Source organism: Pontibacter litorisediminis (genome assembly GCF_029360645.1).
In the GTDB taxonomy this organism is placed as follows: Bacteria; Bacteroidota; Bacteroidia; order Cytophagales; family Hymenobacteraceae; genus Pontibacter; species Pontibacter litorisediminis.
This window is the reverse complement of the sequence record NZ_JARDUA010000010.1, coordinates 49,002-72,367: the sequence shown is the minus strand read 5'-3', so window position 1 is coordinate 72,367 and position 23,366 is coordinate 49,002. Positions and strand designations below refer to the sequence as shown.

Annotated in this window: 24 protein-coding genes; 11 read left to right on the top strand and 13 right to left on the bottom strand. The window is 53.6% G+C overall.

The window, feature by feature from the left end:
* Positions 1-79 precede the first annotated feature (79 nt).
* Entirely contained in the window at positions 80-484 is a 405-nt protein-coding gene (locus tag PXG97_RS20450; RefSeq protein ID WP_276499705.1) for a hypothetical protein, read from the bottom strand.
* 1,028 nt (positions 485-1,512) lie between these two features.
* Between PXG97_RS20450 and PXG97_RS20445 the strand changes: the two genes are divergently transcribed.
* The gene (locus tag PXG97_RS20445; RefSeq protein ID WP_276499704.1) at positions 1,513-2,601 is read left to right on the top strand and encodes a DNA topoisomerase IB; all 1,089 of its coding nucleotides are present in this window, start codon (positions 1,513-1,515) and stop codon (positions 2,599-2,601) included.
* A 97-nt stretch (positions 2,602-2,698) separates the two neighbouring features.
* On the opposite strand, the gene PXG97_RS20440 is transcribed toward PXG97_RS20445, so the two are convergent.
* From PXG97_RS20440 to PXG97_RS20430, 3 genes are all read right to left on the bottom strand, one after another.
* A complete protein-coding gene (locus tag PXG97_RS20440; RefSeq protein WP_276499703.1) occupies positions 2,699-3,388 on the bottom strand; it encodes a hypothetical protein in 690 nt (229 codons plus the stop codon).
* Positions 3,389-3,470: 82 nt separating this feature from the next.
* Positions 3,471-4,094: a DNA-3-methyladenine glycosylase family protein gene (locus PXG97_RS20435; RefSeq protein WP_276499702.1), complete on the bottom strand. Its 624-nt coding sequence runs from the start codon at positions 4,092-4,094 to the stop codon at positions 3,471-3,473.
* Positions 4,095-4,424: 330 nt separating this feature from the next.
* Entirely contained in the window at positions 4,425-5,471 is a 1,047-nt protein-coding gene (locus PXG97_RS20430; protein WP_276499701.1) for a threonine aldolase family protein, read from the bottom strand.
* A gap of 78 nt (positions 5,472-5,549) precedes the next feature.
* On the opposite strand from PXG97_RS20430, the gene PXG97_RS20425 reads away from it, so the two are divergent.
* Positions 5,550-5,735 (top strand): hypothetical protein, encoded by a 186-nt coding sequence (locus PXG97_RS20425; protein ID WP_276499700.1) that lies wholly within the window; start codon positions 5,550-5,552, stop codon positions 5,733-5,735.
* A gap of 112 nt (positions 5,736-5,847) precedes the next feature.
* On the opposite strand, the gene PXG97_RS20420 is transcribed toward PXG97_RS20425, so the two are convergent.
* Positions 5,848-6,348: a metallophosphoesterase family protein gene (locus PXG97_RS20420; RefSeq protein ID WP_276499699.1), complete on the bottom strand. Its 501-nt coding sequence runs from the start codon at positions 6,346-6,348 to the stop codon at positions 5,848-5,850.
* Between the two features lie 195 nt (positions 6,349-6,543).
* Between PXG97_RS20420 and PXG97_RS20415 the strand changes: the two genes are divergently transcribed.
* From PXG97_RS20415 to PXG97_RS20405, 3 genes are all read left to right on the top strand, one after another.
* On the top strand, positions 6,544-6,840 hold the full coding sequence (locus PXG97_RS20415) for a hypothetical protein (RefSeq protein WP_276499698.1): 297 nt from the start codon (positions 6,544-6,546) through the stop codon (positions 6,838-6,840).
* Positions 6,841-7,606: 766 nt separating this feature from the next.
* Positions 7,607-11,560, top strand: coding sequence for a class I SAM-dependent DNA methyltransferase (locus PXG97_RS20410; RefSeq protein ID WP_276499697.1), 3,954 nt, complete (start codon positions 7,607-7,609; stop codon positions 11,558-11,560).
* Positions 11,561-11,880: 320 nt separating this feature from the next.
* Entirely contained in the window at positions 11,881-12,312 is a 432-nt protein-coding gene (locus PXG97_RS20405; protein WP_276499696.1) for a hypothetical protein, read from the top strand.
* 62 nt (positions 12,313-12,374) lie between these two features.
* On the opposite strand, the gene PXG97_RS20400 is transcribed toward PXG97_RS20405, so the two are convergent.
* Entirely contained in the window at positions 12,375-12,623 is a 249-nt protein-coding gene (locus PXG97_RS20400) for a hypothetical protein (protein WP_276499695.1), read from the bottom strand.
* Between the two features lie 253 nt (positions 12,624-12,876).
* Here PXG97_RS20400 and mscL point away from each other — a divergent pair, with 253 nt between their 5' ends.
* A complete protein-coding gene (gene mscL, locus PXG97_RS20395) occupies positions 12,877-13,311 on the top strand; it encodes a large conductance mechanosensitive channel protein MscL (protein WP_276499694.1) in 435 nt (144 codons plus the stop codon).
* Between the two features lie 83 nt (positions 13,312-13,394).
* Here the strand turns inward: mscL and PXG97_RS20390 are convergent, their stop codons facing one another.
* The 3 genes from PXG97_RS20390 to PXG97_RS20380 form a co-directional block, all read right to left on the bottom strand.
* On the bottom strand, positions 13,395-13,628 hold the full coding sequence (locus PXG97_RS20390; RefSeq protein WP_276499693.1) for a hypothetical protein: 234 nt from the start codon (positions 13,626-13,628) through the stop codon (positions 13,395-13,397).
* Between the two features lie 390 nt (positions 13,629-14,018).
* Positions 14,019-15,053 (bottom strand): COX15/CtaA family protein, encoded by a 1,035-nt coding sequence (locus tag PXG97_RS20385; protein ID WP_276499692.1) that lies wholly within the window; start codon positions 15,051-15,053, stop codon positions 14,019-14,021.
* A gap of 114 nt (positions 15,054-15,167) precedes the next feature.
* The gene (locus tag PXG97_RS20380) at positions 15,168-15,578 is read right to left on the bottom strand and encodes a hypothetical protein (RefSeq protein ID WP_276499691.1); all 411 of its coding nucleotides are present in this window, start codon (positions 15,576-15,578) and stop codon (positions 15,168-15,170) included.
* A gap of 204 nt (positions 15,579-15,782) precedes the next feature.
* Here PXG97_RS20380 and PXG97_RS20375 point away from each other — a divergent pair, with 204 nt between their 5' ends.
* The gene (locus PXG97_RS20375) at positions 15,783-16,100 is read left to right on the top strand and encodes a hypothetical protein (protein WP_276499690.1); all 318 of its coding nucleotides are present in this window, start codon (positions 15,783-15,785) and stop codon (positions 16,098-16,100) included.
* Between the two features lie 36 nt (positions 16,101-16,136).
* Positions 16,137-16,901 carry a creatininase family protein gene (locus PXG97_RS20370; RefSeq protein ID WP_276499689.1) on the top strand — a complete coding sequence of 255 codons (765 nt, stop codon included), beginning with the start codon at positions 16,137-16,139 and terminating at the stop codon, positions 16,899-16,901.
* Between the two features lie 67 nt (positions 16,902-16,968).
* Here PXG97_RS20370 and PXG97_RS20365 read toward each other — a convergent pair whose 3' ends face one another.
* Positions 16,969-17,160, bottom strand: a complete 192-nt coding sequence (locus PXG97_RS20365) for a cold-shock protein (RefSeq protein ID WP_276499688.1) — start codon at positions 17,158-17,160, stop codon at positions 16,969-16,971.
* A gap of 277 nt (positions 17,161-17,437) precedes the next feature.
* On the opposite strand from PXG97_RS20365, the gene PXG97_RS20360 reads away from it, so the two are divergent.
* Positions 17,438-18,289, top strand: a complete 852-nt coding sequence (locus PXG97_RS20360; RefSeq protein WP_276499687.1) for a hypothetical protein — start codon at positions 17,438-17,440, stop codon at positions 18,287-18,289.
* Positions 18,290-18,370: 81 nt separating this feature from the next.
* On the opposite strand, the gene dapA is transcribed toward PXG97_RS20360, so the two are convergent.
* The 3 genes from dapA to PXG97_RS20345 form a co-directional block, all read right to left on the bottom strand.
* The gene (gene dapA, locus PXG97_RS20355) at positions 18,371-19,240 is read right to left on the bottom strand and encodes a 4-hydroxy-tetrahydrodipicolinate synthase (protein ID WP_276499686.1); all 870 of its coding nucleotides are present in this window, start codon (positions 19,238-19,240) and stop codon (positions 18,371-18,373) included.
* A 306-nt stretch (positions 19,241-19,546) separates the two neighbouring features.
* Positions 19,547-20,278, bottom strand: a complete 732-nt coding sequence (locus PXG97_RS20350) for a LytR/AlgR family response regulator transcription factor (RefSeq protein ID WP_276499685.1) — start codon at positions 20,276-20,278, stop codon at positions 19,547-19,549.
* A gap of 4 nt (positions 20,279-20,282) precedes the next feature.
* The gene (locus PXG97_RS20345) at positions 20,283-21,353 is read right to left on the bottom strand and encodes a sensor histidine kinase (RefSeq protein ID WP_276499684.1); all 1,071 of its coding nucleotides are present in this window, start codon (positions 21,351-21,353) and stop codon (positions 20,283-20,285) included.
* A 277-nt stretch (positions 21,354-21,630) separates the two neighbouring features.
* Here PXG97_RS20345 and PXG97_RS20340 point away from each other — a divergent pair, with 277 nt between their 5' ends.
* Together PXG97_RS20340 and PXG97_RS20335 are read left to right on the top strand one after the other, a co-directional pair.
* Positions 21,631-22,590 (top strand): ABC transporter ATP-binding protein, encoded by a 960-nt coding sequence (locus tag PXG97_RS20340; protein WP_276499683.1) that lies wholly within the window; start codon positions 21,631-21,633, stop codon positions 22,588-22,590.
* Positions 22,587-23,366, top strand: a complete 780-nt coding sequence (locus PXG97_RS20335) for an ABC transporter permease (RefSeq protein ID WP_276499682.1) — start codon at positions 22,587-22,589, stop codon at positions 23,364-23,366. The genes PXG97_RS20340 and PXG97_RS20335 overlap by 4 nt, the downstream gene beginning before the upstream one ends.

Sequence of the window (23,366 nt, the reverse complement as noted above, 5' to 3'; positions counted from 1 at the left end):
TGCTGTAATGTTTGGTGAATGTTTACCTAAACAATATAGCACATTGAAGGTGAAGTAGGAAAATAATATAGACGAATGGCTATTTTGTCTCGCTTAATACTTGTTTGGCGAACATAATGGAAACCGTGAGTGTGAGCAGCGAGATCACCAGCATAGCTGTTGTTAGCAGGAAGGCCATGCCTGCTGTTTCGGTGGCATCCGGCCCCTGCGGCTGCTGCACCATCCCCAGCAGGCGTATAAAGTAGGTGCCGGCGCGCCAGCCCAGTAGCAGTGTGAGCAAACCTGCCTCTACCGTGCCCAGCATAAACCCCCAGCGTTTGCCCCGGTTCAGGAAATGCCCGGCGGTAAGCCCGATCAAACCACCTGCAGCGCCAGTAAAAAGGGCCGTGTTGGCCTGCTCCCCGGCAAGGTCTACGGCCACTACGCCGCAGCCTAGCAAAAAGAACCCGAAAAAAGCGTAGAGGTAGGATATGTTTTTGTGCATGACGCGCTACAGGTATAAGTATGGTGTAAAGATAAAGGAGAAAATGGAAGTTTGAAATGCCGGTGTTCGCCGGGGCCGGGAACAGGCTTTAATGGTTGCATTTGCTTATGCCAGCAGACGCACTTGCTGGCGCAAGCGTCCACTTGTGCCTCTTTTAGCCGCTGCTTTCTACAACTTGAAGTAAGCTACCCTTACTAGCCGCCGATCATCCATAGCCTTACGAGCGGCTCTTTCCATAGCTGGCTTTGGTGCTCTCCAGCCCGAGAGGGCTCGTCTTTGGGCATCGCGCTGTCTACATTTCCTTTGCTGTCGCAATGCCTCGCTCTCGCTCGTCACCGGAAATCTAGAAGGCGCTCAACCCAAAGACTGGGATCGAATTCAATAGCCTCGGCTGACGCAGCTTGAACTGTACTCCCTCTCCTGTTTTTAGGAGAGGGCTGGGGTGAGGTGAATTCCCTTCCTAGGAGGTGTTAGGGGTGTGTAAATCGTTCCTTCAGGATCTCTCCTCCTCTGGTCTACAGAACGCGGGTTTTGAGCTAGCAAGCGGAGCTCGCTAGGGGTGGGTTCATACTTGTAGGTACAGGTCGCGACCTGTACCCGCCGCTATAATCTTGTACTTTAGCTGCAGTAGTTACAGGCTCCCCTCCTTGGCCTCTAAAGGGGGCCCCTGCACCCCCAGGAGGGGCAGGGGTGGTTTGATCCGGCACTGCAGAATTCCCTCTATCAGGAGGAGTGAGTATGTACTTTACAGCCGCAGCTTCACCTTCCAACCACCAAAACCATCCGAGCATTACAAAAACGAGTGATACGGGTGAGATTGATGGTAGAAGGAATCAGGTAATCCCTCGCCTTAGCATAGCCTCAGACCTTGGCCTTGTATCAGGGATGGACAGGGGAAGCTGTTGCAGCTCGTGCTGAGCCTGCCTGTTTTCAGTGTTGCCGGTATCAGGTAATAAAGATCGTAACAACTTTTGCCCTAAACTAAAGTATTAACCTCTGAGGCAGGGAAGTTGAAGAAGCCTCTGACGATGACGAAGAAAGAAATACATGAATTATATGCCGACCCGGGCAAATCGGCTGCCTGGGCGGGCCTGCGCTATACTTCTGACGAAAAGCCAGGCTACACCCGCAAGAAAGCCGGTAAGGGTTTTTATTACCTGGACAATAAGGGAGAGAAAGTAACCGATGAGAAGGTACTGGAAAGGCTGCAGGCGCTGGTGATACCCCCGGCCTGGACCGATGTATGGATATGCAAGTCGCCGAAGGGCCACCTGCAGGCCACCGGCCGCGATACCAAAGGGCGCAAGCAGTATATATACCACCCGCAGTGGCAGCAGGCCCGCAGCCTGACCAAGTTCGGGCGCATGATTGAGTTTGGCCGCGCCTTGCCGAAGCTGCGGGAGCGTATGCAGGAAGATATCGGCTCCCGAAAGCTGGACCGTCTCAAAGTAACGGCGCTGGTGCTCACGATCATGGATAACGCCCTGATCCGGGTGGGGAACCGGCACTATGCCAAGTCTAACTCCTCTTATGGCCTTACCACCCTGCGCGACAAGCATGTGAAAATCAACGGCAGTAGTGTGAAATTCTCCTTTGTGGGCAAAAAAGGCGTGGCGCAGGAAGTGGACCTGAAAGACCGTCGCCTGGCCCGCCTGGTGAAGAAGTGCAAAGACATCCCCGGGTATGACCTTTTCCAGTACTTTGATGAGGACGGGGAGCGGCAGACGCTGGAGTCTGGCGATGTGAACGAGTACTTGCGGGAGGCCACCGACTATGACTTTACGGCCAAGGACTTCCGCACCTGGGGCGGCACCGTGCGCATGGTGGAGTGCCTGGAGAACGTGCTGGACGAGCAGCCCGACCTGGACAAGGAAAAAGCCATCAAGGCGGCCGTGAAGGATGTGGCCAAAGGCCTGGGTAATACCCCCAGCGTGTGCAGCAAGTATTACATCCACCCGGAAGTAGTGAACCTGTTCCGGGAAGATAGGCTGATGAACTACCTCAAGCGCCATGATGCCACCAAGCCAAAGTCGAAGCACCTGTCGGGTACAGAGGAGCTGGTGCTAAAGATGCTGCAGCGGGTGGCTAAGGAAAAGGAGAAGAAGGTGGCGGCCTGATTTATACTTTATACTTGCCCAGTTGGCAGATTGGCCACAGCCTGTACTATGTGCTTCAAGGTTTAGTAGCTTGTAGCTGTGTGGCTTCAGGTATAGATCAGTAGTTTATTTCGTAATAAGTTGTGTCGTACTCAACGAGTGGGACTTTGACATTCTTCGTTTCTGTAGCGCCATCTGTTGTTACTTCCCACTCCAGCAGCACGAACGGAGTGCGTTTAAAGTAGTAGCCGCGTAAAAGCTCTGTAGCCGCAGCCGTAGCATCGTAGGTTATGATTTCTGCGCTATACATCATCCCCGTCACTGGTGAGGCTGATGCATCCATCGGGTACGAAAGCGTTATTTTCAAGGCTTTATGGGGAGTAGCTGCAGATGTCTTGTTTATACTTAGGTTGAGGTAGGAGGCTTTGGCCAACTGGATGTCCAGCACATTGCGCTCATTGGGCTTTAGCTCTTTACCTATGGCATCTTTCACCTCCACATAGCCTGCTTTCTCAGGAGTCACCCAGTAGACTGTTTGTCCTTGGCGGTAGGATTTTAAGAATTTATACTCGCCTTTGCTGTTTGTGCTTCCATTCATTTCTTCTGGTGCCACAAAGCTGCCTCCAGGCGCTAATCCATCTCCAATAATAAGCGCTACTTTGGCGTCGGCAACAGGTTGGTTTGTGTCAGGGTCTACTACTTTTCCAGCAAACTCGGTGGTACTTTCATCGCTTTCGCAGGCTGTTAGCAGGGCCAGTAGCAGCAAGCTGCCGATAAGTTTGCTTAGTTGTTTGGAGAGGTGCAGCATATAGTTGGCTTATTATATAGTAGCAGCAATATCTTGGTAAGGTATGATTTTGTAAACAAACCTGCCAATAAATATGCAGCTGCTACTTCGGCATATTGTCCAGCGACTGCCAGAGGTACTTGCTGGCGATGGTGCGGAAAGGGCGCCAGTTCTCGGCGATCTGCTGCATCTGCAGGCGCAGCGCCTTGCCGGTAGCCTCCAGGCCGTAATGGCGTTTCATGGCATTCTGTATTCCCAGGTCATCTACCGGAAAGATGTCGGGGCGCTCCAGGGCGAACATTAGCAGCATTTCCACCGTCCAGCGGCCCACGCCTTTTATCTGCGTCAGGTGCTTGATCAGTTCCTCGTCCTCCAGGGCGTCGATGGCAGCGTGCTGCAGGTTGCCTTCGGCGGCAAAAGCAGCCACATTGCGCACATACCCGATCTTCTGAAACGAGAGCCCGGCGCTGCGCAGCTGCTCGTCCGGGGCGGCCAGCACCAGCTCCGGGTGCGGGTACTCTTCCGGGAACAGCTCCCTGAAACGCTTGAAAATAACTGCCGCCACTTTAGTGCTTAGCTGCTGCGACACAATGGAGCTGAGAAGCTTAAAATATACATCCTCGGAGCGGGAGGACTTGAGCGGTTGGCCTTTCTGGATGATCTCGCAGATAATCGGGTCGTTGGCAAAGGCCGCCATTATTTCCGGGGCAGGGTAGGAGGTATTCATAGTTTTAGTAGAATAGGTATAAGAAAGAGAAGGTTGCAAAAATTTATACTAACAATAAGCTGACTCTTCAAGGGCAGGAGTGTTTAGTTCTGTCAAACAGCCGGCCATGGCGCGAGCGTCCTCGCTCGTGACCGGCTATAATTTGGGCCTCTGGCCCAGGTGAGTGACAACCCGACACCATTGCAAGACACAGGTTTAAAACTTCCGGCAGGTTGCTTCGGAATGAAACGCCTCTACACCTAGGAGGGGATCACCAGTGCACAACTGAGAAAATATCAGTAAACGGGAATCCCCTCCCAGGAGGAGTGGGGGCGGGTTTCTTCCTATATCCTACGCCTCCACCTTCTGCTGGCTCAGAGAGGCTAATACCTGCAGCAGGTGCCGGTGCATTTCCTCAGTTATATCCAGGTGGGTAACAAAGCGGATCATCTGCGGACCAAAGCTGGAGGCCAGGATGTTCTGCTCTGCCAACGCCTGCACAAACGCGGTGTCCCGCAGGCGATCGTTCAGCTTAAAGATCACGATGTTGGTCTCCACCGGCAGCACGCTCTCCACATAGTCTGTCTGCAGCAGCGCTTGCTCCAGTTCCTTGGCCCGGCGGTGGTCTTCGTGCAGGCGCTCGATGTGGTGGTCCAGCGCATAAATGCCGGCGGCTGCCAGGTAACCTGCCTGGCGCATGCCGCCACCCAACACCTTGCGTACCCTTTTGGCCCGCTTTACAAAGTCCTTGGAGCCGAGCAGCACCGAACCCACCGGGGCACCCAAGCCTTTGGAGAGGCACACCGAAATGCTGTCGAAGTATAAACCGTAGTCTGTTGCGCTGTCGCCGGAGGCAACCAGGGCATTGAACACGCGGGCGCCATCCAGGTGCAGGGCGAGCTGGTGGCGCTTGCATACTTCCGAGATGGCCGCAATCTCCGCCAAGGTATAATAGGAGCCGCCGCCTTTGTTGCAGCTGTTCTCCAGGGCCACCAGCCTTGTCTCGGGGAAGTGGATGTTATCCAGCGGACGGATGTGGGCCTCTACCTGCTGCGGCGTCATCTTGCCGCGCTCGCCGTGCACCAGGGCCGTGGAGGCCGCCGAGTTAAAGGCAATGCCGCCGCCCTCGTACTGGTGGATGTGAGCGGTTACGTCGCAGATAACCTCTGTGAGCGGGGCGGTATGTACTTTAATGGCGATCTGGTTGGTCATGGTGCCGGAAGGGCAGAAGAGACCTGCCTCCATGCCGAACATGGCCGCCGCCTTTTCCTCCAGGGCATTTACGGTGGGGTCCTCGCCGTACACATCGTCGCCTACCTGGGCGGCAAACATGGCCTGTAACATGGCAGGGGTTGGTTTAGTGACGGTATCGGAGCGGAGGTCTGTCTTTTGTGTCATGAATTTGGTTTCAGAAAAAAACTTTACTTTGTAAAAATAATAACTTACTTTTGCCCTTCAAATTAAAACATTGCAACGATGGGAGTTACTAGACTAAAAAGAAAAGATCGCAAAAATAAGGCAAGAGCTAACAACAAAGTAGCCAGAATTAAGCAGCTGCTGCTGACACCTGTTATCAAGAACGTTGACATGGACGAGCTGAGAGCTCAGTTTGGAGAGGCTCCAAAAAGCAAGCCTGCTACCGAAGAAACTGCCGCTGAGTAGTCCTTATTTTCCGCGAAAGTAAGTCCATCTGCTGCCGCTGCTATTTAAAGCGAATGGCGGCGGCTTACTAAACAAGATTTCAAGTGTGTTTGCTCGTGCAGGCACACTTTTTTTATGCCCGCTTGCCTAGCTCCAGCACCTGCAGGTCCTGCACCTTGCCATCCGCCACGTTGAAGCGCACCATGGTGCGCACCTTATGAAAACCATGCCTGCCCGCCGCGCCCGGGTTTATGTGCAGCAGGTTGTTCAGGCTTTTGTCGGTCATCACTTTCAGGATATGCGAGTGGCCGGTGATGTAGAGCTGAGGTGGGTGCTGCTTTATACTGTCGCGCACGTCGGGGTGGTATTTGCCGGGGTAGCCGCCAATGTGCGTCATCATCACATCCAGTCCCTCCACCTCAAAGCGGTTTACCTTGGGGTGCACCTGCCGGATGGCGGCATCATCAATGTTACCGTACACGCCCCGCAGCGGTGCCAGCTCCTGCAGCCTGTCCGATACCTCTATACTTCCGAAGTCGCCCGCGTGCCAGATCTCGTCGCGGTCGGAGAGCAGGCGCAGGATCTGATCGTCGAGGTAGGAGTGGGTGTCGGAGAGAAGGCCGATTTTGCGCATAGGGTTATAGCGTTAGTTGTGGTGAAGGTAGCGAAATCCTGGCGGAAAAGTTGCGCCACCACCCTCGCTGCGGACACCGGACCTGCCGGGGGAGGGCGGGTAAACTGCGTGTGGCAGGCAAGCGGGTTGCCGGTTGATGTAGAACCACCAGTTAAACCGCACCGTAGGTATAAACGAAACAAAGCAAGCAATCATATGAAAACAAACGCACAAAAAGTATATAAAACGTTCATGGCCTTTACGATGCTCCTGATCTTCCCGCTAATGATGGGCTGCTCCGCCTTTTCAGGCAGCAGCAGCGTAGCCAACGACCCGGAGGTGGCGCATCAGAGACGTGAGGTAGACCGCCTGAAGCGTGAGGTGCAGGAAGCAGAGCGTTACGCCGAGGAGGCGGAGCAGCGCGAGAAAGCCGCCAAAAACAGGCTTAAAGCCGCCGAGCACGAGTTAAAGGCACTGGAGGAACAGGCCAAGAGAAGGAGCGAGTATCAATAAGCTACAGCCTATACATTACGTTGTTAAATGCCCCGAGCAGGTAAATGCCTGTTCGGGGCATTTTGGTTTTGGCCCGTTTTACCGGAGTGTTTGAAAGTTTGGAGCGGGTGCTGCATAAAATTAGTGAAAATTTAAAAGCTTAATATGTCTAACTAATACTCTGACTACGTCCTTTCACAGCTGGAGCAGTAATAACAGGCTCCCCTCCTGTGGGTAGGGGCCCTCGAAAAAGACAAGGAGGGGCAGGGGTGGTTGGACCCGGCACTGCAGCACGGTACTGTTCTGCCGCAGCTGCTTTGCCAGCTCCTTAAGGTAAGGCTTGTACGGAATAGCTTTGCGCTTCATGCTGTTACAGGGAACGATTTACCCACCCCTAACCCCTCCGAGGAGGGGTTAGGGGTGGGTAAGTTAGTGTGCTGGTCATTCTAAGCTCTCTTGCTTTTGCCTTCAGGTCTTCTCTGTAGGGTATAAGGTAGTTTTTGCTCAACGTATATTCCCTTTTCTGTAGAATTCAAGCCTAACAAAAATAACACCCCTGTAGTCCCCTCAAGGGGACAGTTTTTCTTAAGTCCTTTAGCAGTAAGTGCAATAGCAAACCCAGGAGTTACAAACCAACCAGTTCAGAAGCAGCTACAGCCAGAACTATCCCCTTGAGGGGACTGTAGGGGTGTAATCGTTCACCAGAAACATCCCAATCCCCCCGCAGCCCAATAATCTTTATATCTTTTTCCCTATCTTGCTGTAGAAAACAAAGGCACCCCGACACATGCTGCAGCACAACACCCTACGCCCAAAGCAGGCGCTGAACAAGGCTTACCTGCGACTGAAAACAAGCCGAACCGAGATCGAAAAATTTAAGCAGGCGCTGGCGGCCTTGCTGGATAGTATAAACCTGCACGAGACGGAGGAGCACGCCAAGAACCACCTGCGCGATTTTCTGCGGTTGACGTTTTATGATAAGTACGGCGTGAACACCAAAGGTAAGACCGACCTGGTGATCCATACCGGAAACAACACCAAGAGCAATGCCGGGGTGCTGCTGGAGGTGAAGCGGCCGACCAACAAGGCCGACATGCCCACCACCGACAACCTTAACTACAAAGCCACCCACGAGCTGCTGCTCTACTACCTGCGCGAGCGCCTGGAGCACCACAACCACGACCTGCGCCACCTCATCGTAACGAGCGTGCACGAGTGGTTTGTGTTTGATGCCCTGGAGTTCGACCGGCTGTTCTTTCGGAATACGCAGCTGAAGAAGGACTTTGCCGACTGGAGCGCCGGGCGCAAGGCCAGCGGCAGCACGGATTTCTTCTACAAAGAGATCGCCGCACCTTACATCTCTAATCTACAGGAAAGCATCAGCTATACTTACTTTAACCTGAAGGACTACGAGAAGCCGCTGCGCAACAAGAGCACCAAAGACGATGTGAAGCTGGTGGCGCTCTACAAGCTGCTCTCGCCGGCGCACCTGCTCAAAGAGCCTTTCGCCAACGACGCCAACTCCCTGGACCGCGACTTTTACCTGGAGCTGCTGCACATCATCGGGCTGGAGGAAGTGAAGGAGGGAGGCCGCAAACTCATCCAACGGAAAGCAAAACCCAACCCCGGCTCGCTGCTGGAGGCGGCATACCAGAAACTGCGCTCCGAAGACCTGATCTCGGACCTCGACAACCCCTACAGCTACGGCAGCACCCGCGAGGAGCAGCTGTTTAACGTGGCCCTGGAGCTGTGCATCACCTGGATAAACCGCATCCTGTTCCTCAAACTGCTGGAGGCGCAGCTCATCAGCTACCACCACGGAGACAAGAAGTATGGCTTTATGAGCACCGTGAACCTGCGCGAGTTCGACGACCTGAACGAGCTGTTTTTTGATGTGCTGGCCGAACGGCCCGAAATGCGCAGCGCCAGCGTGAAAGGCAAGTATAACCATATCCCGTACCTCAACTCCTCGCTCTTCGAGACCACGGCGCTGGAGAAACGCACGCTGCGCATCTCTAACCTGAAAGACCGCAGCCTGCTGCCGCTCTACCCGCAAACGGTTTTCCGGCGCACGCAAGGCAAAGACTTTGTGAGCAAGCACCCGGAGCTGCACACGCTGGAGTACCTGCTGCGCTTTTTGGGCAGCTACGACTTCGGGGCCGAGGGCAAGGAGGAGATACAGGAGGAGAACAAGACGCTGATCACGGCCTCGGTGCTGGGGCTGATCTTTGAGAAGATAAACGGCTACCGCGACGGCTCTTTCTACACGCCCGGCTTTATTACCATGTACATGAGCCGCGAAGCCATACGCCGTGCCGTGGTGCAGCGCTTTTCGGAAAGGTATAACTGGGACATCGACACCAGCTCGGCCGGACTGGGGTTCGAATCCCTGCAGCTCCGCATCCACCAGAACTATACTTTAGAAAGTATAAAGGAGTATAACCAGCTCCTCAACAGCCTGCGCATCTGCGACCCGGCGGTGGGCTCGGGGCATTACCTGGTGAGCGCGCTGAACGAGCTGATCGTGCTAAAGCATGACCTCCGGATTTTGACGAACCGCCAGGGCAAGCCGCTGCACTACGGAAGTATAGAAGTACAGAACGACGAGCTGATCGTGACCGACCTCCATGGCGAACCTTTCAGCTATACCGTAACCGAGCACCCCGACGGCCACCGAAGTATAAACCCGCAGGTGCAGGAGCTGCAGGAGGCCCTCTTCCATGAGAAGCAGACGATTATTGAAAACTGCCTTTTCGGGGTGGATATTAACCCGAACTCGGTGAAGATCTGCCGCCTGCGCCTCTGGATAGAGCTGCTCAAGAACGCCTACTACACCGCCCCCGAAAGTATAAACGGAGAGCCAGGCTCGGGCAAGTATACCCAGCTGCAGACGCTGCCCAACATCGACATCAACATAAAACAGGGCAACTCGCTACTGAGCCGCTACCCGCTCACGGCCGATCTGAAAGAGGCCTTTGGCAAGAAGGGCCATAGTTTGCAGGCTTACCGCGAGGCCGTTTTAAAGTATAAACACACCAACTCCAAGGCCGATAAAAAGCAACTGGAGGCTTTCCTGGAGGAGATTAAGCAGGGCTTTAAGACCACGCTGGCCAACAACGACCCGCTGCGCAAGAAAATGGCCGACCTACGCGGGCAGATCTCAGTGATGCAGAACCCCGACCTGTTCGGGGCCAAAAAGGTAGACAAGAAGCAGCTGCAGCAAAAGCAGAAGCAACTGCAGAAGCTGGAGGACGAGCGCCAGGCCATCGAGGAAAACAAAGTATACGAGGGCGCTTTTGAGTGGCGCTTCGAGTTTCCGGAGGTGCTGGACGAGGAAGGCAAGTATAAAGGCTTCGATGTGGTGCTGGGCAACCCGCCGTACATACGCCAGGAGGAACTAGGCAGCTTTAAGCTATACTTGCAGAAAGCCTACAGCACCTACGCCGGCACCGCCGACCTGTATGTATACTTTGTGGAGCGCGGGCTGGAGCTGCTGCGCGAGGGCGGGCAGTTCAGCTACATACTCCCCAACAAGTGGATGCGCGCTGGTTATGGTCAGGCGCTGCGGCAATGGCTGCAAACCTATAAACTGGAGCAGCTGCTGGACTTCGGCGATCTGCCAGTGTTTGAGGAAGCGACTACCTACCCGCTCATACTTGCTGTGGCAAAGTATGAACCTGAGCCTGGTTATACGTTTGAAGCCGCCACTATAAACACGCTGCAATTTGAGCAGGGGCTGGAGGCATACGTGCAGCAGCACAAGTATACGGTGCAGGCCGACCTGCTGCCCAACTCCGGCTGGACGCTCTCTAACAGCATCGCTCAGCAACTGCTGGAAAAACTGAGGAACACCGGCACGCCTCTTGGTGATTATGTTGAAGGCAAAATCTACTACGGCATCAAAACAGGGTATAATGAAGCTTTTGTGATTGATGAAGCCACTAAAGAACGATTTATACTTGAAGATCCTCGGAGTGAAGAAGTAATCAAACCATTCTTGCTTGGACGGGATTTGAAACGGTATCAAACTCCTAAGACAAATAAATTTCTGTTATTTATCCCGTGGCACTTTCCATTACACAAAGACTCTTCTATTACAGGGGCTTCTCTTGAGGCAGAAAGAGCATTTATGGAGCATTATCCTGTAGTCTATAATCATTTACTAAAATATAAAGCAGGACTTAGTAAAAGGAATAAAGCTGAAACTGGTATCAGGTATGAATGGTACGCTTTGCAAAGATGTGCAGCTTCATATTTTGAGGAGTTTGATAAGAATAAAGTAATGTTTCAAGAGATAGCTACCTTTCAGTCCTTTGTTATTGATAAGAGTGGAAGCTATTCAAACAATAAAACTTACATTATTCCAGATGCGGATAATTTTATTCTTGGTCTGTTGAACTCAAAAGTAACTTGGTGGTTTTTAAATCAAATAACATCAAAATTACAGGGCGGAGCATTAGCAATGCAGAGCATTTATACTTCGCTTATACCTATCGCCACACCCGACGAGGAAACAAAAGCAAGTATAACTGCGCTGGTCGATCAGATACTAAGTATAAAACAAGCCGATCCGGCCGCCGATACGTCGGGGCTGGAGGCCGAGGTGGATGTGCTGGTGTACCGCCTCTACCACCTCACCTACGAGGAAGTGCTGCTGGTGGAGCCCAGCTTCAGCATGCCCCGCGAGGCCTACGAGCAGACCCTGGCCGAGGTGGCCGCACCCCTGAAAGCAGAAGGGTAAACGGCCTGTGCAGGCGCGGGTCTGAAGCTGTGGTGTATTGGGTTTTGCGGGGTTGCTATTAGTGCCTGTGGTAGCTGTAGCCCTGCGCTCCGGGCAATGGCTTGGGGTAGGGGCTAGCGTATGGCTAAGGCGCTGGTCATCAGCTTGCTGCAAGCAGGTGCAGAGGAGCTACAGCTGCAGGTATTCTGCTATACTTAAACAAGTTCTGCTTATGCTTTGCGCCTGTGCTGTGCTGGGAAAAGGGTGTAAAGTGCAAATAATTAACGTATAGGCATGGTCGTGGCGGGGGCAGGTTGCGTAAATAGGGCAAATTAATGTTTATGCCAGCCACCCTGTTAACAGACCGACACTACCTTACCGCCCTGCAGGAGCAGCACCTAACACTACGCTATTACCCTACCGAAAAGCTACTCTGCAGCGAGTGGCGCGGGGTGGTGCCAAGTGAGGTGCTGAGGCAGGGCACTATTTACGTTTGCCAATATGTGCTGGATTACAACATAGAGCGTATCCTGGCCGACTACAGCCGCCTGGTCGCCCCCAGCCTGGAAGACCAGCTGTGGATTGCCAACCGCTCCGAGCATTTGCTGCGGCAAAGCAAGGTGAGCCGTGTTGCCAGTGTGCTGGCTCCCGAGTTTTTCCAGCCGCCGGGCGGCCGCAGCTCGTCCTGCACCGTTAGCGCCGTGGGCCTATCCTTCGAGCTCCACGATTTCGGTCTGAAAGCAGACGCCTTACACTGGTTGATGCTGGACTAAGGCACACCGCTTCTGAATTTCTAACACCTGGCTTTTTACCAGCTGGCCCTGCACCTGCCCCCTCACATAGGGCATAGCGCCACCAGCTGCCTGGGGTTATGCCGCAGCAGCGACTGAAGTATAAACTTAAAGATTTTGTATTGCGCCACTGGCCTGCCGGTGTTGCCCAGCGTGTCCCGGTAATCCAGGGCCTGCAGCAGGCACCGGGTATCGTGCTGCAGCAGGTACACAAACACGTTTCGGAACATCTTGTTGGCTTCAGCAGGGCGCATCTCCAGCCCTAACACCTCTTCAATAGCTTTTTGCTTCATCTCATTTGGTTAAGGGTATAGTTTATGTCTTATAAAGTTATTGACACACAATAGGATAAGAAATGACATATGTCATGAAGCGGAGTTTATTCAGGCAAGATTACCCCAACTCCGGCGGCGTTACTTTTGCAGCAAACGGCTTTTGTTATCTCAAAATATAGTATATTGCTATACTCAAAAAGCTGTGCAGCCGTTTGTTCAGCCCGGCTACAGGCTGTTGCCCAGCATTTTAAAAGCTTAAAAAGAGACAATCATGGGAATGATGAAAGAGTTTAAGGAGTTTGCCATGCGCGGCAACGTCATCGATCTGGCAGTGGCCGTGATCATCGGCGCGGCGTTTAACCGGATCGTGCAGTCGGTGGTAAACGATTTGATTATGCCGCTGGTAGGCAAAGCCATTGGCGATGTAGACTTCTCGAACCTTTACATACCCCTCACCAGCGATGTGCCCCGCGGCCTGCCTTTAGAAGAGGCGCGTGCCCTGGGAGCCGTGTTTGCCTGGGGTAACTTCGTAACCGAGGTAATCAACTTCATCCTGCTGGCACTTGTCATTTTCATGCTCGTGAAAGGCATCAACAGCCTGAAGCGCAAGAAAGCGGCGGCTCCTGCCACGCCGCCAGCCCCAACAAAAGAAGAGGTGCTGCTTACCGAGATGCGAGACAGCCTGCGTGAGATAGCAGCCAAGTAAGCTCGTTTAACATATACACAAAAGCGCCTGCCCCCTAATGGGCAGGCGCTTTTGTTATAGAAGGTGCATCCGTAGCAGCAGCGTTAGTTGTCGTCTTTCTTGTTGTCGACGTCGGCATCTACCGTTTTGGTTCTGGTGGTGGTGTCATACTCTACCACAGTTTCAGTTACCTCATACTCAGTTGGCACAGAGTCGCGGTCTACTACTACCTTGTTGTCTTCCTCTGCCTCGAGGCTGGTTGTTTTATCGGTTCTGTCGCAGGCTGCCAGGCTCAGGGAGGTGGCAACTACCAATCCTGCTAAAAATATCCTTTTCATAGTTTATGTACTTAGTTAAACAAGTATAAATACAAATCAGGTGCTATACCCGTTGTATGTTATACTTGGTTTTACGAGTGCTACTCCAGAAAAGGTGTGTTCGCGGCTTTGGGTTGGTTAGGGAATGTGCAAAACAGGGGAGGCCTTGGTTAAGAGGCAGGATGCCATGAACCGGCACTACCAGTTCCCTCAAGCCCGCCCACAACGCTCTGCGGAAACCGGCGGCGCGCGAAGGCTGTGTCAAGGGCGTCAGCTCCGGCAAGCGGGAGCGGAGCCAACATCTGTTCCTAACGTTCCCCTCCAATTAAGTGGCGCAAAGGAGGCGCCGCATCTGCCCTTCAACGTGAGAGGCTGGTATGTTTCATGTAGCGCCACCCGTACAATGCCGGATCAGGCCAGCCGCTCACTGTACCGCAGCCGGTGCACCAGCAGCAGCGTAAGGGCAAAAAGCACCACAGCCACCACCTGGTGCAGCACACCCAGGGTTACCGGCACGGCAAGCAAAAGTGTGGCTATGCCCAGGGCCACCTGCGCCATACAGGTTAGCAGTAGCGCCCACGTAAGGGTGCGGGCCGGGTGGGAGAGGTGCGTGGTGCGGGCACGGTACCAAAGCAGCCCCACCGCCAGCAGTACGGCCATGGCTACCCAGCGGTGCGCAAACTGCATCACCACGCCATTCTCCAGCGTTTGCCACAGGGTAAGGCCGGCCACATGCGACGGTAGCAGCTCCCCTTCCATAAGCGGGTAGGTGTTATAGGAGAAGCCTGCCTTCAGTCCGGCCACAAAGGCACCCAAAATGATCTGCACCAGCACCACCGCCAGCACCAAAAGCGTTGTCAGCCCTAGCGGGTTGCCAGCGCGTGGCGCGGCTATCCGTTTGCCGGAGGTCAGGTCGGCCACCGTCCACAGGATAACGCCGATCAGGGTTAGTGCCAGTGCCAGGTGTGCGGCCAGCCGGAAGTGGCTCACGTGCGGGTTGTCTACCAGGCCGCTCTTTACCATCAGCCAACCCATGAGCCCCTGCGCCATGCCCAGGGCCAGTATAAACAGCAGCCGCCGGAACAGCCGGCTTGTCAGTTGCTTAGTGAACAGGAAGTACAGGAACGGCAGCAGGAACACCACGCCGATGATGCGGCCCAGCAGCCGGTGCAGGTACTCCCAGAAGAAGATCTGCTTAAAGCCTGCCAGCGTCATGCCTTTGTTCAGCTTGAGGTACTCCGGAAACTGCTTGTACTTCTCGAAAGTAAGGAGCCATTCCTGCTCGTTGAGGGGGGGCAGCGTGCCCGATAGCACGTTCCACTCCACTATGGAGAGGCCGGAGCCGGTAAGGCGCGTAATGCCACCTATCACCACCATGGCCAGCAGCAGCAGGGCCCCGCTCAGGAGCCAGAGCACGATTGCTTTGTTGTAGGAGGATGTCTGCATAACCCGGCAAAGGTCTGCAGAAAATAATACTTAAAGACTGATCTTCGTCATTGGTTTATACTTGGGCACAGCACACAGGGGCCACCTGCCAACTTGGCTTGGAAGAGGCGGGGTTTACTTCTCTACCAGCCACTGCAGTGCCTGCGTGCGGTTGCTGAAAGTGCGGAGCTGGTAAGGCAGCGGGCCGGCCCGCAGTATGTTGCTGATGTTTTCCTGCGCAATGCTCTCGCGGGTGGGGTTCAGGGGGTGTATGCGCGCCACTTTCTGCAAACGGGTTTTGGCCAGGCTGGCAGCCAGGCTTATGCTCAGCTCCCGGTTTTCCGCTTCGCCTATGCTGATAGCGGTTACGCTGGCGTCCAGCAGCAGCCGCTTCACATCATAGTTCCGGATGGCCTCCACCATCACTGCCAGGCTGTGGCGCACCTCGGAGAGCTGGTAGCTGTAGAGGTCGGGGTAATTTACCTGCAGAATGTCTGTGGCCGGGCTGTACTCCAGTTTGATCAGGCTGTTGTGGTGCAAAATCATGTGCTAGATGAGAGCTTGCTGTTTGTGGTGGTTTTATCAACCTAATTTACAAAGTATGGCTAAAGTAGTACACTACTACGGGCAGTTTTTGTTAGTTTAGTAACGCTTAAAGCTTACTGCACACTTGCCATGATCATACCAAGTCATTTTTTAAAGCTGGAATTCGACCCCGCTCACGATGTTCTAGTCATTGAATGGCCCAGCATGCACGAATACGCTCTGCCAGAGCTGAACTTCATGTTGGAAGAGATCCTGAACACCGTGAAGCACTATGATGTGCAGCATATCCTCACAGATACCACCAAATCGAGGGTGACACTGGATAACGAGGTGTACGCGCAGGTAATGAACAAATTGGCGCTGCTGCTGGCCACCACCCGCCTGAAGAAGTTTGCCCGCCTGGCTACCACCGAACTTAGCCGCGAAACCATTGCCCAAAGCGCTGCCGAGCTGGTAAAGGAGAAAATCCAGTACCAGGCCTTTGACAACCGGGCCGTGGCAATGGCCTGGCTTACCTCCTGATGTAAATAATCTTACTACACTATAATAGCATAGCGAATGAGACCATACATACTTGCCGAAAGTAACTGGAAGACGTTGAAAGACCAGCAGGTAGACCTGGCCGTGCTGCCATGGGGTGCCACGGAGGCCCACAACTACCACCTGCCTTACGCTACCGATGTGATAGAGGCCGATGCCATTGCGGCTGCCTCTGCCAAAATTGCCTGGGAGAGCGGCACCAAGGTAATGGTGTTGCCCGCCATACCCTTTGGCGTGAACACCGGGCAGGCCGACATAAAGCTGGACATTAACCTGAACCCAAGCACACAGCTGGCCATCCTGGACGACATTGTGGCGGTGCTGAGCCGGCAGGGGATAAAAAAGCTGCTGGTGCTCAACAGCCACGGCGGCAACGACTTTAAGCCCATGCTGCGGGAGCTGGGGCTACGCTACCCCGATATGTTCCTGGTAAGCTGTTTCTGGATCCAGGCCGCTGACCGCAAGCAGTTCTTCGAGGTGCCCGGCGACCACGCCGATGAAATGGAGACAAGCCTGCTGCTGCACCTGCGCCCGGACCTGGTGCTGCCGCTGGAGGAGGCCGGAGAGGGCAAAGAGCGCAAGTCCAGGATAAAAGGCATCCGGGAAGGCTGGGCCTGGGCAGAGCGGCAATGGTCTATGGTGACGGAAGACACCGGCATTGGCAACCCCAAAGCCGCCACCGCCGAAAAGGGCAAGGCCTTCTTAGAGGCTGCTGCCCAGAACATAGCCGGCTTGCTAGCCGATCTGGCCAGGGTAGATGTAAACGACCGCTATGGCGACTGATAGCCTTACACAAGCAAAAAGCCCTGCACTTATGTGCAGGGCTTTTTGTTGTAGCTGTATGTTAAAACTAAACGCGTTTTACATTCACAGCGTTTAGCCCCTTTTTCCCCTCTTTCAACTCAAAGGTAACTTCGTCGTTCTCTCTGATCTCGTCTACCAGGCCTGTAACGTGCACGAAGTACTCCTGGCTGTTGTTCTCGTCTTTAATGAAGCCAAATCCCTTCTCTCCATTAAAGAATTTTACTTTTCCCTTGTTCATAATATGCTTTTGATTTAAACCTAAGACGTACAAAGAGGCAAAATGGTTCAGTAAAAGTAAATTTAAAATTAAAAAATTTATAAAATACAAAATCAAGTCTCGACGAAATGATATGTGTTTTCGGGTAAAACAAGCCTGTGGGCACACGTAGGCGCTATTTGCCGTAGAAGTGCCTGCGCTTTTGATGATAAGAAGTACAACGGCAAAGAAACTCTAAATAGCCCCTTAGCATAAAAGGCCGCTATACTGTATCTTCGTATACTTAAAGATGATGCGCATGAAGACCAAACTGCTGGCACCGCTGCTGGGCCTGTTGCTTTTAACCGGCTGTGGCGAAGACGATGAACCCAATGTGAGCCCGAACCCGGAGCCGCAGAGCATTTGTTACCTGCAGGAGCAAACCGTTGTGGTAGGAGACAAGACCAGTACGATCAGCTACAGCTACAACGAACTTAACCAGGTTATCCGTACGGAGCATTACGAGCAGGGAGAGCTGCAAGAGATTCGCACTTATACCTATACCGCGGAGGGCAAGCTTAACAGGGAGCTCCTGCTAACCCCTGAGGAGGAAGAGGTATCGTTTACCGTGTACAGCTATAACCCTGGGGGGCGCCTCTCCAAGTATGAGGTAAAGCAACAGGTGCCCGGCCTGGAAGCGGTGCACCAACTGGCCTCTTATAAAGTGGCTTACGATCAGCTTGGCCGGCTTACCACCGCAACCGACTACCTGTACCAGAATAACAGGGAAGTGGCCAGTGGCTCTGTCTCGCAAACCTACCCGCAGTCCGGTGGCATGCTGGCTACCGTTAAGGGGCAGGGGGGGCAGACGCTCTATACAGCTACGATCCAACAGGATACCAGTAAGTATGCGCCCCTTTCGGCGACCCCTGTATACTTGCACCGCAGGCCTGGCGCTGGCTATCCGAACCTGAATGTTATCACATCTTTCAAAGCCACAACTAGAACCGGCACTGGCACTGGCACCGAAGTTAAAGAGGTAGAGAACGTGGCCTTCACCGCTGAGTATGAGTACAACGAGCAGGGATACCCCGTAGCAGGCACCATTACGTACGCTGGCGAAGGTAGCCGTCCGGCAAAAGTAAGCTACTCCTATACCTGCCCGGATTAGGAACAACCGATCACTCTAAACCAAAAAGGGAGCTCTTATACTTGAAAGAGCTCCCTTTTTGGTTTTTAAGCAGAAGGTTTGTTACAGCAGCTTGTACAGCCTGTCCTTCAGGCCGGATGAAGCCTCTACCAGCGGCAGCCTAACCTGGGCCGAGCAAACCCCGAAGCGCTCCAGCACAGCCTTAACCCCAACAGGGTTGCTTTCCTCGTACATCAGCGGGTTGATGTCCACGAAGCTTAGCAGGAGCGAAGAGGCCTCCCGGTAATTTCCGTCCAGCGCGTGGCGCACCATGCCGCTGAACTTGCCCGGGAAAGCGTTGGCCAGCACTGAGATCACGCCCTCAGCGCCAAAGCTTACCATCGGCACGGCCAGCAGGTCGTCGCCGCTGATGAGCATGAAATCCTCTGGCTTGTGCTTGGCAATGTACATGCACTGCTCCAGGTTGCCGGACGCTTCCTTGATGCCGATGATGTTATCATGCGAGGCCAGCTTTACGGTAGTCTCGCCGCTCATGTTGCTGCCCGTGCGGCCGGGCACATTGTACAGTAGCACCGGCACAGGAGCGGCATTGGCCACCTGCACAAAGTGCTGGTAAATGCCCTGCTGCGACGGTTTATTATAGTAGGGGCTCACCGAGAGAATGGCCGTTATGCCTGTCCAGTCCGTTTCCGCGATATTGGCCAGCACCTGCTGCGTGTTATTTCCGCCCAGGCCATACACCAGCGGCACCCGCCCGTTTACGTGCTGCTTTACCTGCTGCAGAATCTGCACCTTCTCATCGGCCGTGGTCGTTACCGACTCAGCCGTAGTCCCGTTGATCACCAGGTAATCCACACCGCCATCCAGCACAAAATCCAGCAGCTTGCGCAGCGCCTCGTAATCTACTGCCAGATCCTTAGTGAATGGTGTAACCAAGGCCACACCCGTTCCTTTTAATTTATCCTGAATCATTTCCTTGCCTTATAAAACACGAAGTTCGAATTATGTTAGCGCTTCTGCAAATATCGTGTCAGGTATCTGGATGTACGTGCCCTTACAAAAGCAGCAGCCGGTTAAAAAGACAGAAGCCAAGCCTGCCAAGGACCAGTGGGGAAATATTTTCTATGGCGCTAAGGGGGCCGGAAGATAGAACAATGCCACCAGCAATCAGACGAAGCATCAAAAACTGCTCCGGGAAGTACAAGAAGACGCAATCAACGTACAGCGCCTCCCTAACCTTCTAATTTTCTAACCCTCTAACTGCCCTACTCTCTAACTCTACTGTATGTTGTTCTCTTCCACCCACTTCAGGAAAGCATCTTTGTATACTTCACCAATCGGAATTTCTTTGGCACCGATGCGGATACGGCTCTTCTCGATGCTGTCGATCTTCTGCAGCGACACAATAAAGGAGCGGTGCACGCGCAGGAACTTGGATTCCGGCAGCTTCTCCATCATCTTGTTCATCGAGAGCAGGGTGATGATCTTCTGCTCTTTGGTATGGATGATGATATAATCCTTCAGTCCCTCAATCCACAGAATGTCTTTGAAGTCTACACGAATCGTTTTGTAGTCGGCCTTCACAAACATGAAGTCATGCTCTGCCGCCGCAGCCTGCGGTGCCGCGGCCTCTGCCGCCTTCCCGTTCGAGCGCTGCAGCCGTTCCTGCGCCTTCGTCACAGCCTTCAGAAAACGGTCGAAGGGGATAGGCTTGAGCAGGTAGTCTACCGCATCCTGGTTAAAGCCTTCGAGGGCGTAGTCGGGGTAGGCCGTGGTGAAGATGATGAGCGGCTGGTGCTTGAGTATGTTCAGAAACTGAATACCCGTCAGCTCCGGCATCTCAATGTCCAGGAACATCAGGTCAATCTGCTCTTCCTGCAGCACCTGCATGGCCTCTGTGGCGCTGGAGCAGGTTTTCACCAGTTTCAGGAAAGGCAATTTGCTCGCGTAGCTCTCAATGATGTCGAGGGCCAGCGGTTCGTCGTCTACGGCAAGGCAGCGGATGTTCATAGTTTTACTTTGTTATTGGCTTGAAGTATAGTTTCAGTGTGGCGTAAAAGGTGCCTTCTTTTTCCTCGAATGTCAGCTCGTGGCGCCCGGCATAGAGCAGGTTCAGGCGCCGCTTCAGGTTCTCCAGCCCAATGCCCCCAAACTCGCGCCTCTTATGCTGGCTGGTGTTGTTGATGGTGCTGAAAAGCAGCGCATCGTCCTGCACCACCAGGTTAAGAATGATGCCGATTTCGTTTTTGCTCACCAGGCCATGCTTAAAGGCGTTCTCCACCAGTGTCATCAGCAGCATGGGGGCGATCTGCTTGCCCTCCAGCTTGCCCTCAATGTTAAACCGTATACTTGTCTGCTCGCGCAGGCGCAGCTTCTGCAAATCTATGAAATTCTTGATGTGGTCCACCTCTTTCTCCAGGCTCACGAGGGTATCGTTGCTCTCGTAGAGCATGTAGCGCATCAGCAGCGAGAGCTTCATGATGGCGTCAGGTGTTTCGGGGTGCTGCTTGTAGGCCAGCGAGTAAATGTTGTTCAGGGTGTTAAACAGGAAGTGCGGATTCACCTGCGACTTCAGGAAAGCCAGTTCCGCCGTCAGCTTCTGCGTTTCGAGCTCCTTGTTGCGGCGCTCGTTGCGGATGTAGTTGCCGGTTACCTTCAGGGCCGAAGAGATAAAGATCAGCACCAGCCCCCCCATGATGTACTGGAGGATGCGCTCGCTGCTGTAGAGCTGCGTCATTTCGCGGTTATACTCCCGGAAGAAATAGAAGTCCAGGGGCGCACGCACCACGGCTATTACGATGAGGGTGGTAAGAACGGCGGCAATGTAGAGGAAGATGCGGTTGCGCGCCAGGTACCTGGAGATAAGCACATACCAGTTAAAGTAAAAGATGAAGATGTTGATGAGCAGGCCCATCAGCACGTCCATTACCTTACCGAAGGACAAGGCGCTGTTACCGTACAGGAAATAGAACACCCAGGCGCCGAACAGCACCCAGGCGGCCACGTGTATGGCCACGGTATACCTTTTCTTAACAGCCACTTCGGGCAGCATCATGGTTGGTTTCGGCAAAGATTTCAGGCTCATGTATAGCATCTGGGGCCTTGGCCAAGCATAAATCTTCTGCTTGGCACCAGCCTTTTATACATTAAATATAAGTAAAGTCTGGCATTTTAACGCCGTAGCCATACTTCTATATACAAATCAGCGGGTTATGGCTACCAAAATGCCTTTTTAAGGGACAAACCTGCACAGCCCTGCCTGTCTGCACTTGGTCTATACTTATCAGGTGTTAGTATATTCTATTTTTTTGATGCTGAAATAAATACCTCTTTTGTGGCTACACGCTACTTACCATAAAACTATGAAACCATTGATCATTGAGACCCACGGGCTTAACTACAGCTTTGGCAGGCGACAGGTGCTCCACAACCTGGAGCTGCGCGTGCCGCAGGGGGCCATCTTCGGGTTCCTGGGGCCGAACGGCGCCGGGAAATCCACCACTATCCGCATTTTGCTGGGCTTGCTGCCAGTGCCCAAAGGGCAGGTGCTGCTGCACGGCATGGATCTCGGCGACAGCCGCATCGACATCCTGCGCCAAACCGGAGCCCTCATTGAAATGCCCACCATTTACCGCCACCTCTCGGGCCACGACAACCTGGAGATGCACCGCCGCATGGTGCAGGCTCCCAAAAGCCGCATTGCTGAAGTACTGCAAGTGGTGGGGCTATCGCAGGACGCGCACCGCAAAACCAAAGAGTATTCGCTAGGCATGAGTCAGCGCCTGGGCATTGCGCTTGCCCTGGTAACCGACCCTGAACTGCTTATTCTGGATGAGCCTACCAATGGACTGGATCCCAGTGGAATAAGAGAGGTACGGGAGCTGATCCTCCGCCTTAACCGCGACTTCGGTAAGACCATTTTCCTCTCCAGCCACCTGCTTTCGGAGATAGAGAAGTGCGCCACCGAGCTGGCCATTATTGATAAGGGGGCCACTTTGTACCAGGGTAGCCTGGAGGAGCTTTACGAGGGCACCTTCCAGAGCAATGTGCTGCTGCTGGAGACGAGCAACAACGCCATCGCCCAGAAGCTGCTTATAGACCACCAGTACCAGTTGCTGCCGCGGGAGGAGGATGTGCTGGCAGTGCAGGTGCAGGACAGGCAGCAGGTAGCCAGGCTGAACCGTTTCCTGATCGTGAACGGACTAGAGGTGTTTCGTTTGAGCACCCACACCCAAAACCTGGAGGAACTCTTCCTGAACATGACCAAGGGCGGGGCCGCGCCAGCTATGATACAAGAACCTATACTTTCTAAAGAGCTATGAACGCCGCAACCTACTACCGCTGCAGCCTGAGCGCGGAGACGCTGAAGCTAAAGAACACATTTGCGCTCTGGCTTTCGATACTAGCTCCATGCGCGCTGTTGAGTATGAATGTGCTGGCCTTCTGGTCGAAAGGGCAGCATTTTGTAACAGATGGCATAAACCCCTGGCACCGCTTTGCCAGCCAGAATTTCGGTCTTTATACTTTGCTGCTCCTGCCCATATTTATCGCGCTGCTAACCAGCCTGACCAATGGCATAGAGCACAAGTCTAACGGCTGGAAGCACCTCTACAGTCTGCCGCTGCCCAAGAGCACGATCTATATAGCCAAGGCTACCACGGTGCTGGGGCTGGTGTTTTTGAGCAATGTGGTCTTTGTGTTGGGGTACCTGGCTGCTGGCCTGTTCCTCTCGCTCGTGCGCCCGGACCTGGGCTTTAGCAACATAGTGGGCCTGCAGGTGGTGTTCTTTGCCGTGCTGAAGCTGTTCCTGGCTACGTTCGTGATCATCGCCCTGCAGTTCTGGCTGAGCATGCGGTGGAGCAGCTTTGCCCTCAGCATGGGCGTGGGCATCGTGGCGATCATCACCGTGCTGGTGGCTATGCGTTGGGAGTACATCCACTATTATCCCTTCGCTTACCCGTTCATGGCTATCAAGGAGTTTCCCTTAGAGGCAGCTGTGTATAACCTGTTCAGCCAGGAGGTGGTGCTGAGTTTAGGTGCTGGATTACTGGTGTTTATACTTGGTTACTTCGACGTTTCCCGTAAGCGTATTTCCTGA